Genomic DNA, 14,777 nt, shown 5'->3' on the forward strand with positions numbered 1-14,777 from the left:
TTCCAGAACTCAGGCAAGTGTTTAAAGATGTAACGTGCAAAGGGGCAATCGCAACCCTTCGTTTATTTCCTACACCGGATGAGATTTCTTCACTAGAAACACTTGAAGTCATGATGGGTTGGAAGTCTTTAATGAAACGACAACCAGGACCCAAGAAGGCTCAATTACTAATCAATCTAGCAAAATCCTCTATTGGGACCGGACAAGCCCTGGATGCTTATAAATTCCATTTAGAACAATTATTAGAGGAATATGACCTCGCTGCAAAACAACTCGAAAGAGTTGAACAACAAGTTAAAGAAGTTCTCTACAAAATACCATTTGCCAAAAAGCTACTTATGATTAAAGGAATAAGTGACATTTCATTAGCCGGGATACTAGGTGAATCAGGAGATCTAAGTGGATTCTCTCACGGAAACTCTCTATTACGTCATGCGGGATTACATCTAGCTGAAGCAAGTTCAGGCAAATGGAAAGGACAGATTGTCATTTCAAAGCGTGGAAGGTCCAGACTGCGACGATTCCTCTACTTAGCAACAATGAGCCTTGTGATGAATAACCCTGAATTTAAAGCCCTCCATTCCCATAATGTGAAGGTAAAGAAGTTAAAGAAAATGAAATCAATCATGAAATTGATAGGAAAACTAGCAAGGATTTTTGTAGGAATAGCACGACGAAACGAGTCTTACTGTCCAAATAAAGTCCAAGTATTAATCCCTTTAGCAGCATAGAATTAAAACATTATTTATATTAAATGTATCTTTTAAAATAGGTAACTTTAATTTTGAATGTTGTCTTATTCGTAGGATTTCAAATATGTACGGAGTACCAGGTTTATTCAACAAAAGGGCACAGTGACCCATCAGGTTAGCATAACTGGCCTCCACCCCTTGGATAGGCATGACGAAGGAATGAGAGGGCAATTGACCCGTTGAGACATGGGAGGGAAAGCCTCCAGGGGCGGCGTGGAGATGTACATTATATGGTAAAATATGGAGTGGTAGCTGACTCCTTTATTTAACTATGCCTTCACGAAGCCAAAATGATCTGAACTCATTTCATTTATCCGAAAATCCAATTAAAAGGGTTATGAAATCCTGCGAATTAGGGAGCATTCGAGAGATATTCGTATTAAACTGAGGGAGTTAAATAAGGGGTTGGTTATGAATGTCGTATTTGACATAATTGCGACGAAAAAAAATCCAGTTTACCTACTGGATTTATTACGAGTTATGAATAATTGGAAGCCATAAATTACAAAAGCATAGCAAATGGCAGTGTAAAAGATGTGTTTTGGCTTAAAGTTTACCAAATTCTACACTTTTAATTTTTGCAATAATAAATTGACTGGGTAGGCTAGAAATAAATCCATCAACGTATTAGTCAAAAGGTATAACTAAAACTTTCCGAAAGTAAAACGAAAAACCAGATGGTTCCAATAAAAAATGGTCCTAATATAAAGCTCAAATCGGAAACCAGATGGCAAAGACATCTGGCTTACTAGCAGGCTATCATACCCGCCTCTCCTAGTAATGTTGCTAATATGGATCTCTTCTACTAAATAGCAGTATGCCCTGATTTAGTGATTAGTCTACTTGACCTTATTTTTTTGTCCAGTTAAGTGTAGCTGATTCAACGCATATATATATATAAATGGCATCAATTTGCTAGGACACCTTGATACTCTTCCTTACTTTCAAGAACACTTTTTGCGTAAGGACATACAGGAATAATATATAAGTTTTCCTCTCTAGCATATTCAGCTATCTTGTTTACTAATTCTTTGCCTAATCCACGACCATTATGTCCCTCGTATACAACTGTATGGCTTACAATAATTAAATTTCTTCCATTTACATCTTTTCCGCTTGGGATAAATTGAATTCTTGCAATAATTTCATTAGATTCCTCAATATAGAATTCATTCTTGCCCATTTTAATTTCAGTCATTTCCTCATTCTCCTAACTTTTTTAGTTCTGTTTATTTTTGCTCATAAGTAAGTGCTCTGCTTGGACAACGATCAATCACTTCCATGATTTTTTCAGCTGTTGCATTCTGTGGTGATACCCAAGGTCTTTTCTGGGTATTGAATACACCTGGCAATCCCTTTACACATTCTGCTGCATGTGTGCAAATATTGGGTTTCCAATATATTTTGATACCGTCAGCTTCATAAGTTTTAATATTTTCGCTCATAATATCCTCCTTATAATAGTTCTGTGGAAATTATAATTTTAAATTACTCTTAATTCTTCCTCTGATCTAAATTTCACAAAACTGTATGATGGGTTTTTACCAACAAACAAGCCACTTGGTAGCAACATGATAAATTTTTAAAAAACAATATTAATTTAATAGTACTTTATGTTATGAGGAATCTCCAATTTGAGACTTGTTATTTAAAAATAAAATAATGTAGACGTAGTGAAGTCAGTTATAATTGGATTTTATTCCACAGAAATATAAACAGTAAAGGGGCAGCATTCCTGTTTAATGGGTAGTTTCTCGGTCAGTAAAAAAGTTTTATATCTATTTGTTTTTGGAATGTTATTGATTGCTACTTCGTTATTCCTATTAACTTCGAATAAGGCTACTGAAATAAGTAGTCTTTTCTTTTTGTTTACATACAGAACCTTTGTTCGCATATAATATTATAGAGGTGATATTATGTCGATAAGAGATCGGGGTAAAAAGAAGTGGCAGTTTGCGTATGGTATGCCGGAACTAATTAAGGCGCAACGTGATATGTGGCACGATACTGAGCGGATAGGTAAGCCGATAATTGACGAACACGAAGCGGAGGAGTTTAACTTGCGCATTATGTACGCAATGGAATACGGTCATTCAGTAAAGCTTAGCGTGTGGGATGACGGATTTACTTCGGAGATGACCGGACTTGTTCATTACGTGGATCTATTGACAAAGGAGCTGCGGATAGAAGTAAAGGCGGGAGAGTTTGAGCGTGTGGTTTTCGATAGTGTTGTCGGAGTGAAGGTTGTAGGCTGATGTTATTCAACGTGACAGTATAGCGTAATAACCTACATTATTCCTTGTCGCAAAAAAATGGCAATTTTAAAGGGGATACACCGTTCTGAATGCTTTCAGTTAAGGTGTGAGGTATACAACGAAAAAAGTAGGAGAATAGCTGCCGAATTACTGGCTGAAGAGGTAGGGAATGAAGTTGTGTTTGCAAGATTTTTAGGCAACCTTAAATGGGAAAATGAAAATCGAATCATAATCACTTCAAAGACAAGTGGTTGGAAGTCTGAAATTAACCTTTAACAAGTTCATTAAATTCTTATAAATAACGGTGTCTTGGTCCAAGAAGGAATAAGACACATTTTTATTGAGGTTCTTCTTAAGCTAACTGGGCAGGTTTGTTGAAGAAGGAATTGCTAATAGGCAAAATTCACTTTGAATAAAAAAATCATATTATAAGAGGTAATGTCAAATATTATCACAATTAACTTTTCCTTGAATAGAATATACCAAGGACAAGTCCGAGAATAAATCGGGACAAGTCCTTTAGGAAAAAATAAGGAGAAGAATATATGGCAGTAATTAGGGTCACTAATACCAATGATAGCGGTCCAGGTTCACTTCGTAATGCTGTTGATTCAGCAAATCCAGGTGATGAAATTCTAATTGTTGTGCCTGGTACCATAATTTTAAATAATTCGATAGCTATTAATAAAACCCTAACTATACATGGAGTCATACCTAGTGGTTCGACAATCAGCGGCGGTAGTAATACGCGTATCTTTAATATTATCGGATCAAATACAACAGTAAGAATCGTTCGAATAACCTTTGAAAATGGTAATGATCTCACACTATATGGTGGAGGGGCGATCTTAAATGAAGTTGCCACATTGATTGTGATTGATTGTAAATTTTCAAACAACAAAGCTTTTACTACCGGCGGGGCTATAGCAAATCAAAATTCTGGTAGGGTTCATATTGTAAGGTGTTCTTTCACTGGCAACACCGCTCCTTCTGGCGGTGCTATATGTAATTTTACTTCACTTGCTAGAGTGGATATTAGCGAGAGTAGGTTTAGTAACAACAGTGCTACGACTGGTAAAGGTGGAGCTATCGTAAATGATGGCGCAACACTTACTGTGAATCAAAGTACGTTGGATCATAACAGTGCTCCGAAGGGCGTTGGTGGGGCTATTGCAAGTGATGGGAAAGCTACCATTATAAGAACATTGATCGAACGCAACACCGCTACGAGTGGTGGGGCTATAGCGAATACACCTCCTGGTACTATTACAATTATACAAAGTATTATCAGATTAAACAGTCTTCCTCAGACAATTGGTGTTGTACCCGTACCATCAACTGTTGATGAATCAAGTTCAGACAATTCCCATCATGACCAACATCACCATCATGATGAAAGTGATGACGAGAGTAGTAGTTGAAATTTGAATATATAATGAAAAACCGTTCTAACTTTTTAGATCTTTCTTTTGGGACAAGGTTTAACCTTCTAAAATGTCAGATTAACCATGTATGAACTCTTTGAGATGAAGATCTTTTTTCTTACTACAAAAAAGTTTGTGAAATATTGCACTTAAACAAACGGGTGCTAGAGTTAAAGATTGGGATGGCTGCGGCTATCCCATTTTCTTATTGTGCTATCGTAGCAGTTTAGTTTAAGAATGAATGAAAGGAATTTGTTGTAAATATATTGGTGATAAAGCCTAAATTGTGGTGGTGTACAATGAAAAATATTCCAAGTTTATTAACTTTTATTTTCCTTTTGATTGTTACAGCTTGTGGTGGTCCTTTTTCAACCACAACTTCCGAATTGAATATAGTAAAAAAAGCACATTCAAAGGATTATGAAAAAGCCTGGATAATTGCATTTGACCCCAACAGTATTACAGGTAAAAAGGAAATAAAAATTATGGTCAATGAACCAATGGTGTGGAACTTGATCGAGGTTAATAAAACTTATCTTACAACTTACTCGAAGGAAGGAGATACTCCTTGGGTTTTAGAGGAAATTGCACATCGTGGTGACGATGATACCATAAGATGAAAAAATTATTTAATAAGTTTTATTAAACTAACTGAAGGGTGCTTGAATTTATGAATATTGGCTGCTGCGGCAGCTTTTTCTTTTTCGACTAACAGGAGCAGTTTAGTTGAACAATCGTCATTAGCTTTTATTCTACAATCGGGACAGATTGTTGAATGACAATCTCAAATAAAATTGGATATTTATGTTGAAATAAGTTTATTAAGGCTTATACTTATGAATGGTGTAATATGGAATTTCTTTTGGTATTGTTAGTTTGTCCTATTGAATGTTAATAAGGGTAATACAAACCATTTTTTAAATAAGAATATTCCAATAATTGAGGCGACAATCACAAGAAAATAAGCGTTAAATGGGGAGATGTGGAGAAATGCAAACAATTTTAGTTGATGTCCTTACTTTTATAGTGCTGGTAGGTATAGGTGCAATTATTACAAAAAGCAGAAAGAACGAAATATAGAATAATTAGAATAATAAAAAATATATACAAAAGGAGTAATTTATGATGATACATATCATTAAAAATGAATTCTTTAATTCATTTAAAAGCTTTAAGTCTATAATAATTATCTCATTTTTCACACTTACTTCGTTTCTTACGGCTTCATTTTTATCTAAAAATGCATCTTTATTAGGAAAGTTAAACACTGACACTGGAACGGCATATACATCTAGTATAAAATTTTTAATCTTCTTCCTAGGCTTCCTTTTTGTGTTCTCCGTTTCTCATGATTTAATCAATAAAGAACTTGACTATCAAACAATTCGATTGTTGGTCACTAAAACCTCAAAATTTAATATTATCTTTGGAAAATTTTTGGGTGTTTATATGTTTTGGCTAGCTTCTATTACCATTAGTTTTGTAATTGTATCCGTTTATGCCCATTTCTGGTTTATTCTGGATTATATTACAGTACTTGTGTTCTTGTGTTTTATTGTTGGTCTTAATATTTTTCTTTCTACTATTATTTCTAAACCCGGAGTAACTATGTTTTTAGGAATATTTATAGGGATTATAGCTCCTATATTAGGGCTATGGGCTGCTTTTTCAACAAAATGGTACTTGCTCCCTTTTCGTTATACTCTCCCTTACTTTTATGTAACTAAATCAAACGGGTATTTAATCCTTCCGTTTGTTATGGGAATAGCTTTATTATACTTTTCTTACCTTATCTTTCAAAGAAAGGATTTATAATTATGTTTGCTATCGAAGTTAAAAACTTAGAAAAACAGTACCGATCTAAAAATGTACTAAAAGGAATTAATTTAACTGTCAATCAAGGAGATGTCTTTGGTCTTCTTGGACGAAATGGAGCAGGTAAATCCACTTTTATTCATATATTGACAGGAATCACTCAAAAATCAAACGGGTATTTAGAAATCCTTGGTGAACCGGACCAAAACCTTGATCTAATTAAAAAGAGAATAGGCGTTATGCCCGATACTTCAAATTTATATCAGCACATGAAAGCCCTGGATTTTCTTAAATACATGGCTGAATTAAAAGAAGATAAAAGTGATCGTCAAGGTTTAATAGCCTTATTAAATCAAGTAGGTCTTTTTAATGTAGAAAAGGAAAAAATAAAATCTTTTTCGTTTGGTATGAAAAAGAAAATTAGCATTGCACAAGCACTTTTAGGAAATCCGGAATTAATATTTTTAGATGAACCTACTTCTGGATTAGATCCTGAATCAGGTATTGAGATTCAAAAACTTATATTAAGTTTAAAAAACGATGGAAAAACTATCTTCTTAACTTCACATAATTTAAATGAAATAGAAAAGGTTTGTGACCAAGTTGCCATTATGAACGAGGGGAAGATTACAAAGATAGGCACAGTCGAGCAACTGAAAAGAAGTGCTAAGGAGTCAATACAAATTCATATTCGCACCAGCCCATTAATTAATAAACAACAGTTTAATAAATTGTTTCCTACATCTCTAGACTTACAAGCTAAATATATTAAACAACATCAAAACTTCAGCATTATTGAGTTGAATGATGAAGAAATAATACCTTCTATAGTGGAACGATTAGGAGCAAATAAATTTAAAATATACGAAGTTAAAATAGAAACCCAAACGCTGGAAGATGTTTTTATGGCTGTTTAAGAAAGTATTTGTATTGTTATATGATAAGCTTTTTTAGTGAACAAAAAAGAACATCAGAAGTTGAAAAGGAGATTAAGGAACTGTTGAAGTGACAATAGAGGTTACTCCATTAAAGGGCGCTTTTCTTGAGTAAGAATGCGTCTTTTTGATATTCCCCTACACATTAAGGGATTAGATTTTGTTAAGGTGAAAAAATTTGTGAAGATTTTCACTTAAACTAATGGGTGCGATTCTTCAATAAGGAAGGGTCGTTTTTTCTTATTAAAGTAACGAAGCAGTTTTTTGAATAAACAGGTTAGAAAAAGTTAAGAGTTGAAATAATTGCACTAATAGATTTTCTATTAACTGGGGATGAAAAGCATGTTAATGATTATAAGAATAATCCTTTTTATTATTTTATCGGTTTATGGCATTTACAGCTCAATCACGAATAATTTTGCGATACTTCCGTACATGATGGGTTTATTAGGGGTATTTATGGTTATTACGGGCATTTCAGAAATTCGCGAGCATAGAAAAACGACGGGTATTATTTGCTTCATTGCCACAGCGTTCGTATTGTTTGTTATTATTCAAACTACGCTATTTCGCTAACGGGTGCGATTCTTCAATAACAAAGGATCGCTTTTTGCTTATTGAAGTAACGAAGCAGTTTAGTTGAACAAAGAATTTTGATAAAATTGTTTGGATAATTTAATAATTGGTGATGTTGAGGTTTTTTCTTAGTAAGGAGAGAACAATGGTAAAATATAAAGAATTTGAATTAATAACGGTTGCATACGATGAATATGAGTTTCATCCATCATTTACTTCGAAGATGACAAGTCAACTTACAGAAAGCGGCAGTAAACTTTTGGAGGAACCCATTGCTAACTGTGTATGTGCACTCTTTATTAACGAAGATAAGGTGATTTTTGATAGTAATGGGAATGGCTTTTTAAAGGGGGAGGTTATAGATTGGAGTAGTTTTGGAAGAGATGTTACAGTCACATGGAGTTCTTCTATTAAAATGAATGTTCTACCAAGTGATAATGTTGAGGATTTAGATATAACATTCAGTTGGAGCGAAGATTTCCCAGTTAGTTCATTAAAAATAGGTAGCAAGAAAAAGACAAAAGTTGTTGACACAACTTCATATCTATTTGTAGTGGAATATTCAGGTTATCTCGAAACAGATGTTTCCTTTGAAATAAGTGTAAGTAAAAATAAAAGTGATGATAATAGTCAAATTTTAAAAAACACATTTAATAAAGCAATATGTAATTGGAATGATGATTTGAAAAGAACAAATGGTAAATTTATCAACTATTTAGGAGAATTTAAGAAAATAAGGGGAAAGTACAAAGTCCATATTGATTTAGGGAATGGCGGACATCAAGCAATAGATTATATATTAAATACATTAGCAGTGGAGTGCGTGGATTTTATCGAAAAAATTATAATTAAGCAAAGTTAACCACTGAATTGAGGAGTCAGCTGCCATTCCTAGGCAGCTTTTCTTTGTTAAGATAAGGTCAGGTTAATAGAAGAAGGAATAATTATTTACAATATAGAGGTTGTTCAATAAGTAAACGAAGTTCTGAAAAGGGGTTAGTAAATGTTTAAGATTAATTTTCAAATAGAAGACACACCATCACTAAGAAGTTGGCTAACCGAACCAGATTTTGACCCAGCATTACATTTAAATGGATTTATAGATATAACCTATAGAGAAAATAACTTCTTTTTGAATTACTTACAAACACCTTTGAACGGAAGGATTCCTTTTGAATCCAAAATGAAGTATCTAATTGTTAATATAGTTAATGATTTGTTGTATTTCTTAGCAGAATCAGATAAACCTGGCTTATATGAATTAGGTGAATCACCTAACATTTATAAGCTAGTCCTGGTAAATGAAAATAACCAAATTCAATTGTTTATGTACACCGATTTTGAGGACGTTGAAGAAGATATAAAAGTACATTGGTATGACGGTAAGAATATTTTATTTGAAGAAAATATGCCAATAAAGAGTAACTTTATTATCGATAAAGAGGAATTCTTAGATGGAGCGTTAAAATCAATCCAAGATTTTTTCAATACTGTAACTGATAAATTTCCTGAACTGATAACTAATGAATACTTTATTTTATTAAAAAGAAAATATAATAAAGTGAGAAAAATCTAATGCTGTTAAAAGATTTTTTGTGTGATTGTTAAAAAATATACTTACGCTAACTGGGTGCTTGAGTTCTAAAATGGGATTGCTACGGCGATCCCATTTTTCTTCTTCAACAAACGGAGCAGTTTAGTGGAAGATGGATAATGGTTTTTTATGGTAATATAAATTAGAGACGAGATTAAGGGGGCTGACTATGGAAGGATTAGATATATACGATTGGTCAAGATTAGTTTTTATTACACTTATGATCAGTTTAATTGTTATTTTCATTATTTTATTGATTCAAAGGAAACGAAGCAACATTGTTAATGGATTCACAGTTAGTATTATTTCAATAATTTCAATAATTGTTTCTGGTATTAATCTTATTATTATGGGATACATTGCTGATGAATTAGATTTAGCAGGGGACGCTATTTCCTCATATATGTTTCTTGTAATTTTAGGGTTAAGCATATTTAATTTGTTTATTTACTTTAAAAGTAAAACCAGTATTATTAGTGCCTAACAAAAAAATTTGTTCTTAAAATAACTGGTGCAGAAGTTGAAGAACGGAGTTGTCATTGTGGCAGCTTTTTTTATTGCGCTAACGGGCAGGTTAGCTGAAGAAGGAGAAATAAGAAAAAACAGCGAATTCATACAGGAATTGAACTAGGTTGGAGGAATAACGATTCGTGTAAAAGGAGAATTTTTAATGTTCAAGACCGTTGGTTGGCGTTTTTTTATAAATGCAAAAACTAAAGATAAAGCACAAAATGTTTTAACAAGAATTGAAAAAGTAGTTGGTAAACTCACAATTATTTCATTTGAACAATATTGGAAAGACAAATCACTATTTGAAATTGAATGTAAATCTTCGTTTCAGGAAAATGAACCAGAAAAAGCAATATTTAAAGTTCTCGTTTTGGTGAATCAATTAGGGCACGAGATAGATGTAATGGGTCCTCTTTTATATGAAAATGGACAAGTGGAATTTTCAGGTAATTGTTCAAGACCATCTATTGTTGGATTAAATTGGTTTCATTTTTATGTAGATAATTTCAGGTAAATGGTTTTTCATTTCAGGTTAGTTCTTTTCAATTAACGGATGCGTGTGTTGAACAGTGGGGTTACTGCGGCAATCCCATTTCTTATTCAACAAACGTGGCAGAATAGTGGAAGAAGGTATGTGGTATTTTTAAACTAAAAAAGTAAGGAGATTAGAATAGTCTAATCTCCTTTTTCATTAATCATTCTTTCTGCAATTAGTTTAAAATCTTTTTCACTTATTTCCAAATGGCCAAATCGAAAAGAATAACCCCAATATTTTGCACTCTTAATAAAAGAGAGTTGAGGAATTAATGGTTGGATGGACGTTTCGTTGCAAGAAATAAAATCTATATTTCTTCGGAAAGGAAAGAAGTTATTTCCTGCATCAAACTGAAAGACTACATCATCCATAACCCTTCCAATAGCAGTAAATCTTTGGTACGGAGCACTTTCTTTAAATTTAACTTTGGGAGAATAATAAATAATCCAATCACCAGAACTCATCTTTTTTAAAGGTTCTTGTTTGCCATGACAAAGTTGTGCAAATCCACCCTGAACTGCATTCATTACATGGTCTCGTGAAGAAACGCCAATCCAATACCTATTCAATTGCACTTGAATCAGCACCCACAGCTATCAGAAATGTTATCATTTTGAGACAAATCCGAAACAGGAAAGTTCATCTCTTTCCATGCCGCAATACCTCCGGTCAGTTCTTTCACTTTATAGCCACGTTCTAATAAAAATGAGGCTACTTTGACAGCTGTGTTACACCAAACATCCCAACAGTAAACAATAATTTCCTTATCTTTCGGTATTTCATTTAAACGATCTTGCAGCTCTTGTTGAGGAATAATGTGGGCATCCTTAATTGTTAAAGTTTTTACATGATCAGGACCATTTCTAACATCAATCAAAAAGTATTTATCTGGCTCAATTGATGCCAATCTTAAAAAATCCATAGGGCTAATTGTTGCTTCTAGACGTGCATTAAAATACTCAAGTGCATTCATAATTAGTACCTCCAGTTTTATAGGGTAGTCCAAATTTTAATAAGGAGCTCCTTCAACAATTGTTTTTCTTGATCGCTTAAAGGGGCTAAAACTTCTAATTCTGTATGGATTAAAAACTCCCAACGTGAATCTAATACATCTTTTCCTTTAGCTGTAATCAAAAGACTATAAGACCTTCTGTCATTTTGATTCCTTGTTCTCTCTACATACCCTAAACCTTCTAAGAGGTCAATATGACTAACCATTGTTGTTCGGTCGATTTGTAGTTTTTCAGAAATATCTTTTTGTGAAGAGTAAGGGTTCCCTTCAATAAATAAAAGAACCCCATATTGTCTAGCATTAATTTCAAATGGGGAAAGTCCTTCAACAAATTTAGTTTCCATTTTTTGAAGAACTTTTCCAAGCAAAAAACCATAAGATTGATTCCAATTTTCCAATAATTAATGTACACCTCCGAATATTAATCAGTTAAACATATAATCAGTTTAACTGATTAATTTCCGAAATTCAAGTAGATATATTTAATAAAAATTTAAAATATCAAAGAAACTGTAAAATAAGTTTGTGAAGAAATGTACTTAAACAAACGGGTGCAAGAGTTCAAGATGAGATCGCTGCGGCGGTCTTTTTCTTGTTCAGCTAACGGAGCAGTTTAGTTTAACAACGAAAAAAGTCTATATATAAAGGATAGTAATTTGATATAATTTGGAATATAAGAGAAATTTTAACTGCAACAAATGAGGAGACGATAAAATTGAATTTATTCCCTAAAAAATTTCCTAACGATGAAGATGGACAAGTGTTAAAAATGCTTTATAAGGAAGGTATTGACTTTAAAAAACCACAAAATGTTGATTTCTTTGTAGCGGTTCCAGATAAAAAGAGTGGCGAAGCAGTATTAAAAGTATTAAGCGAGGAAGAATTTAATTGCGAATTAGAACAAAATGAAGAAACTAAAGAATGGACTTGTTATTGTTTTGTAAAAATGCTTTTAATTCACGAAGATATTGTTGATATCCAAAAAAGACTAGATGAATTAAGTAAACCTTTTAATGGATACTCGGACGGATGGGGAGTAATGGTTGATTAAATAAATCCTACTTTAACTAACGAGGTGCTTGTGTTTTTTAAAGGATTGCTGCGGTGATCCTTTTTTGTTATTCAGCTAACGTGGCAGGTTGGTTGAAGAAGGAATTTCTCTAAACTTGGAAGAATTAATATTCAAAAATATGTTAAGGAGCTTGTGAATTATATGAAATCCATTAGCAAAAGCGAAGTGAAACTACGAGATATCACAGAGGAAGATCTTCCTATCTTTTTCGAACAACAACTAGATTCAACGGCGAACTATATGGCTGCCTTTACAGCTAAAGACCCCACTGATAAGGACGCATTTTTTGACCATTGGACAAAAATTATCGCTGACGAGACTATCACAATTAAGACTATATTATTCAATGGCATTGTCACTGGACACGTCTCGAACTTTGAACAGTTCGGCGAACCCGAAGTAAGCTACTGGATTGGGAAGGAATATTGGGGTCATGGTATTGCAACTAAAGCGTTGTCAGAGTTTCTGGGGTATATTAAGGTACGCCCGCTCTATGCTCGTGCCGCTAAAGATAACCTCGCCTCCATTAGGGTATTGGAAAAATGCAGATTTAAAATCATCTCTGAAGATAAGGGTTTTTCCAACGCAAGAGGCAAGGATGTTGAAGAATTTATTTTGAAGCTCGAACCTTATGATAGGTAATTTAATACCGTAATACGATTGGAGCGGTTATTGACTAAGAAACCTTCTGTTGTTTAACTAACGGGTGCTTTAGTTAAATAGGAATAAATAACAAATACACAAAATTCACCGTGCTAATTTCTAACGGGTTCCATTTCCTATCACAAACATTAAAAATGTAATGTAAAATGACCGACAAATTGTATGCCAATTTGTTGGTCATTTTAGTTTGATATAGAGGGATTTTAGTTATAATTTTAAGTGAATTTTTAGTACAATTTGCATATGGAAATGTATGGGTACAATAGCCAGTGTACCCATACAAATTACACAACATTTTTACTAACATATTGGGATACAAATATTTACTCTAAATTAGGGAATGGTTGTAATACCTGTTACTATACCTGATGGTTTTGATAAAAAAATATACAATTTAGAAAGTTAGATGGTGGGTAGCACACTTTGTATCAATATTTTGATACTTCTAGTATGTTGAATATTAGAAATAAACATATGTATGAACAATGGAATGGTTTCCAAAAAGCGACTATGAACTAAATTACATAAGAAAAATACCCGTCTAGGGATTACAATTGAAGAATGAAGGTGGAAGTAAATGTTTAATCGAAAAAAAATCAATGCTGATGTGAATGAAGGGTTTCCAATTGAACGAAACAAACGGCTGACGGCAATTGCTGCTACTGTACTTTTTGTTCTCATCATAGCGGAGTTTGTCACTATGGCGAACCTAGTTGAACTGATTTCTTACCATATTTATGTCGGTATCTTAATAGCTGGACCCCTTGTTGTCAAAATGTGTAGTACCAGTTACCGATTTTTTCGTTACTATACAAAATCTCCTGATTTTGTAAAAGCAGGTCCACCAATTATATTACTTCGACTCTTAGCCCCGTTCCTTGTTGTCATTACCGTTTTGGTAATGGTTAGTGGGTTTGGACTCGTATTGGGCGGACATGTCCATGAGGGATTGTTTCTTAAAATCCATGCTATTAGTGTAATTTTATGGTTGCCGTTACTGGCTGTCCATATTTTTGCCTATATTCGTAAGGCTTCTGGTCTAATTGCAAATGATTGGACCAGAAAATCTAAATACCGAGTACCAGGTCGGCAAGGGCGAATTGGTATTAACGTTGCAGCATTAATAGTGAGCGGAATTGTCGCTAACATCCTGACTCCGTTGTATCGGGGGGAGCCTGAACATGGAATACCTCCACTTGTTTTAGGAATTGTGGCTACCGTAATTGCGGTCATCATCGCTAGAACACACTTAGGTGTAACTAATAAAGGACCACGGTTATAGGTATCTATAATGAAACGACTTCTTTAAGTATATTGGTTTTTATGATTACTCTTTTGGAAATGTCTTTTTTAACTAGTGTGTGGGCTTGATTATACTTACTTTTTATTCAAGTAACGGGTGCAAGAGTTAAGGATTGGATGGCTGCGGCGATCCCGTGTTCTTAATGTGCTAACGTAAGCAGTTTAGTTTATGAAGGAATTATATATCCATTAATAGAATATTGATATAAAAAGTTGAGCTCTGGGAGAGTGTGAAATGGATCAATTAACACTAAAGGTAGAAAAGAGTAGCTGGGGCTATAGTAGGGAAAATGTACAAATATTTATTAATGGTGAAAATCTAATTAATATAC

The 14,777-nt window shown here is 33.6% G+C and carries 19 protein-coding genes and 1 pseudogene; 15 read left to right on the forward strand and 5 right to left on the reverse strand.

Annotation, left to right across the window (positions count from 1 at the left end; all coding sequences use genetic code 11):
• The coding region (locus AC59HZ_RS17435) for a transposase (RefSeq protein WP_496547076.1) at positions 1-731 on the forward strand (731 nt) is incomplete at its 5' end.
• Positions 732-1,659: 928 nt separating this feature from the next.
• Here the strand turns inward: AC59HZ_RS17435 and AC59HZ_RS17440 are convergent.
• Together AC59HZ_RS17440 and AC59HZ_RS17445 are read right to left on the reverse strand one after the other, a co-directional pair.
• On the reverse strand, positions 1,660-1,950 hold the full coding sequence (locus AC59HZ_RS17440; protein WP_496547077.1) for a GNAT family N-acetyltransferase: 291 nt from the start codon (positions 1,948-1,950) through the stop codon (positions 1,660-1,662).
• Positions 1,951-1,981: 31 nt separating this feature from the next.
• Positions 1,982-2,197, reverse strand: a complete 216-nt coding sequence (locus tag AC59HZ_RS17445; RefSeq protein WP_496547078.1) for a (4Fe-4S)-binding protein — start codon at positions 2,195-2,197, stop codon at positions 1,982-1,984.
• A 519-nt stretch (positions 2,198-2,716) separates the two neighbouring features.
• Between AC59HZ_RS17445 and AC59HZ_RS17450 the strand changes: the two genes are divergently transcribed.
• The 11 genes and pseudogenes from AC59HZ_RS17450 (at position 2,717) to AC59HZ_RS17500 (ending at position 10,375) form a co-directional block, all read left to right on the forward strand.
• Positions 2,717-3,007 (forward strand): YolD-like family protein, encoded by a 291-nt coding sequence (locus AC59HZ_RS17450; protein WP_496547428.1) that lies wholly within the window; start codon positions 2,717-2,719, stop codon positions 3,005-3,007.
• Between the two features lie 42 nt (positions 3,008-3,049).
• Positions 3,050-3,283 (forward strand): annotated as a pseudogene (locus AC59HZ_RS17455) (hypothetical protein); the annotation flags it as partial.
• A 269-nt stretch (positions 3,284-3,552) separates the two neighbouring features.
• Complete coding sequence (locus AC59HZ_RS17460) at positions 3,553-4,428, forward strand: right-handed parallel beta-helix repeat-containing protein (protein WP_496547079.1); 876 nt, start codon at positions 3,553-3,555, stop codon at positions 4,426-4,428.
• 302 nt (positions 4,429-4,730) lie between these two features.
• Positions 4,731-5,051 carry a hypothetical protein gene (locus AC59HZ_RS17465; protein WP_496547080.1) on the forward strand — a complete coding sequence of 107 codons (321 nt, stop codon included), beginning with the start codon at positions 4,731-4,733 and terminating at the stop codon, positions 5,049-5,051.
• A 502-nt stretch (positions 5,052-5,553) separates the two neighbouring features.
• Positions 5,554-6,246, forward strand: a complete 693-nt coding sequence (locus tag AC59HZ_RS17470) for an ABC transporter permease (protein WP_496547081.1) — start codon at positions 5,554-5,556, stop codon at positions 6,244-6,246.
• A gap of 2 nt (positions 6,247-6,248) precedes the next feature.
• Positions 6,249-7,163, forward strand: coding sequence for an ABC transporter ATP-binding protein (locus tag AC59HZ_RS17475; RefSeq protein WP_496547082.1), 915 nt, complete (start codon positions 6,249-6,251; stop codon positions 7,161-7,163).
• A gap of 360 nt (positions 7,164-7,523) precedes the next feature.
• The gene (locus AC59HZ_RS17480; protein ID WP_496547083.1) at positions 7,524-7,757 is read left to right on the forward strand and encodes a DUF3953 domain-containing protein; all 234 of its coding nucleotides are present in this window, start codon (positions 7,524-7,526) and stop codon (positions 7,755-7,757) included.
• 145 nt (positions 7,758-7,902) lie between these two features.
• On the forward strand, positions 7,903-8,619 hold the full coding sequence (locus AC59HZ_RS17485; protein WP_496547084.1) for a hypothetical protein: 717 nt from the start codon (positions 7,903-7,905) through the stop codon (positions 8,617-8,619).
• A gap of 141 nt (positions 8,620-8,760) precedes the next feature.
• Complete coding sequence (locus AC59HZ_RS17490) at positions 8,761-9,333, forward strand: hypothetical protein (RefSeq protein ID WP_496547085.1); 573 nt, start codon at positions 8,761-8,763, stop codon at positions 9,331-9,333.
• Positions 9,334-9,520: 187 nt separating this feature from the next.
• Positions 9,521-9,835: a hypothetical protein gene (locus tag AC59HZ_RS17495; RefSeq protein WP_496547086.1), complete on the forward strand. Its 315-nt coding sequence runs from the start codon at positions 9,521-9,523 to the stop codon at positions 9,833-9,835.
• A 186-nt stretch (positions 9,836-10,021) separates the two neighbouring features.
• Positions 10,022-10,375, forward strand: coding sequence for a hypothetical protein (locus AC59HZ_RS17500; protein ID WP_496547087.1), 354 nt, complete (start codon positions 10,022-10,024; stop codon positions 10,373-10,375).
• A gap of 161 nt (positions 10,376-10,536) precedes the next feature.
• Here AC59HZ_RS17500 and AC59HZ_RS17505 read toward each other — a convergent pair whose 3' ends face one another.
• Genes AC59HZ_RS17505 through AC59HZ_RS17515 form a run of 3 tightly spaced genes read right to left on the reverse strand, consistent with a single transcriptional unit; the run spans position 10,537 to position 11,806 of the window.
• A complete protein-coding gene (locus AC59HZ_RS17505) occupies positions 10,537-10,971 on the reverse strand; it encodes an EVE domain-containing protein (RefSeq protein WP_496547429.1) in 435 nt (144 codons plus the stop codon).
• Positions 10,972-10,976: 5 nt separating this feature from the next.
• A complete protein-coding gene (locus AC59HZ_RS17510; RefSeq protein WP_496547088.1) occupies positions 10,977-11,369 on the reverse strand; it encodes a rhodanese-like domain-containing protein in 393 nt (130 codons plus the stop codon).
• Positions 11,370-11,386: 17 nt separating this feature from the next.
• Positions 11,387-11,806 (reverse strand): MarR family winged helix-turn-helix transcriptional regulator, encoded by a 420-nt coding sequence (locus AC59HZ_RS17515; protein ID WP_496547089.1) that lies wholly within the window; start codon positions 11,804-11,806, stop codon positions 11,387-11,389.
• A gap of 317 nt (positions 11,807-12,123) precedes the next feature.
• Between AC59HZ_RS17515 and AC59HZ_RS17520 the strand changes: the two genes are divergently transcribed.
• The 3 genes from AC59HZ_RS17520 (at position 12,124) to AC59HZ_RS17530 (ending at position 14,425) form a co-directional block, all read left to right on the forward strand.
• Positions 12,124-12,459 (forward strand): ribonuclease E inhibitor RraB, encoded by a 336-nt coding sequence (locus AC59HZ_RS17520; RefSeq protein ID WP_496547090.1) that lies wholly within the window; start codon positions 12,124-12,126, stop codon positions 12,457-12,459.
• A gap of 162 nt (positions 12,460-12,621) precedes the next feature.
• Complete coding sequence (locus AC59HZ_RS17525; protein WP_496547091.1) at positions 12,622-13,122, forward strand: GNAT family N-acetyltransferase; 501 nt, start codon at positions 12,622-12,624, stop codon at positions 13,120-13,122.
• A 598-nt stretch (positions 13,123-13,720) separates the two neighbouring features.
• On the forward strand, positions 13,721-14,425 hold the full coding sequence (locus AC59HZ_RS17530; protein WP_496547092.1) for a hypothetical protein: 705 nt from the start codon (positions 13,721-13,723) through the stop codon (positions 14,423-14,425).
• The last annotated feature ends 352 nt before the right edge of the window (positions 14,426-14,777 follow it).

The sequence above is a fragment of the Neobacillus sp. DZ-9 genome (assembly GCF_059587065.1).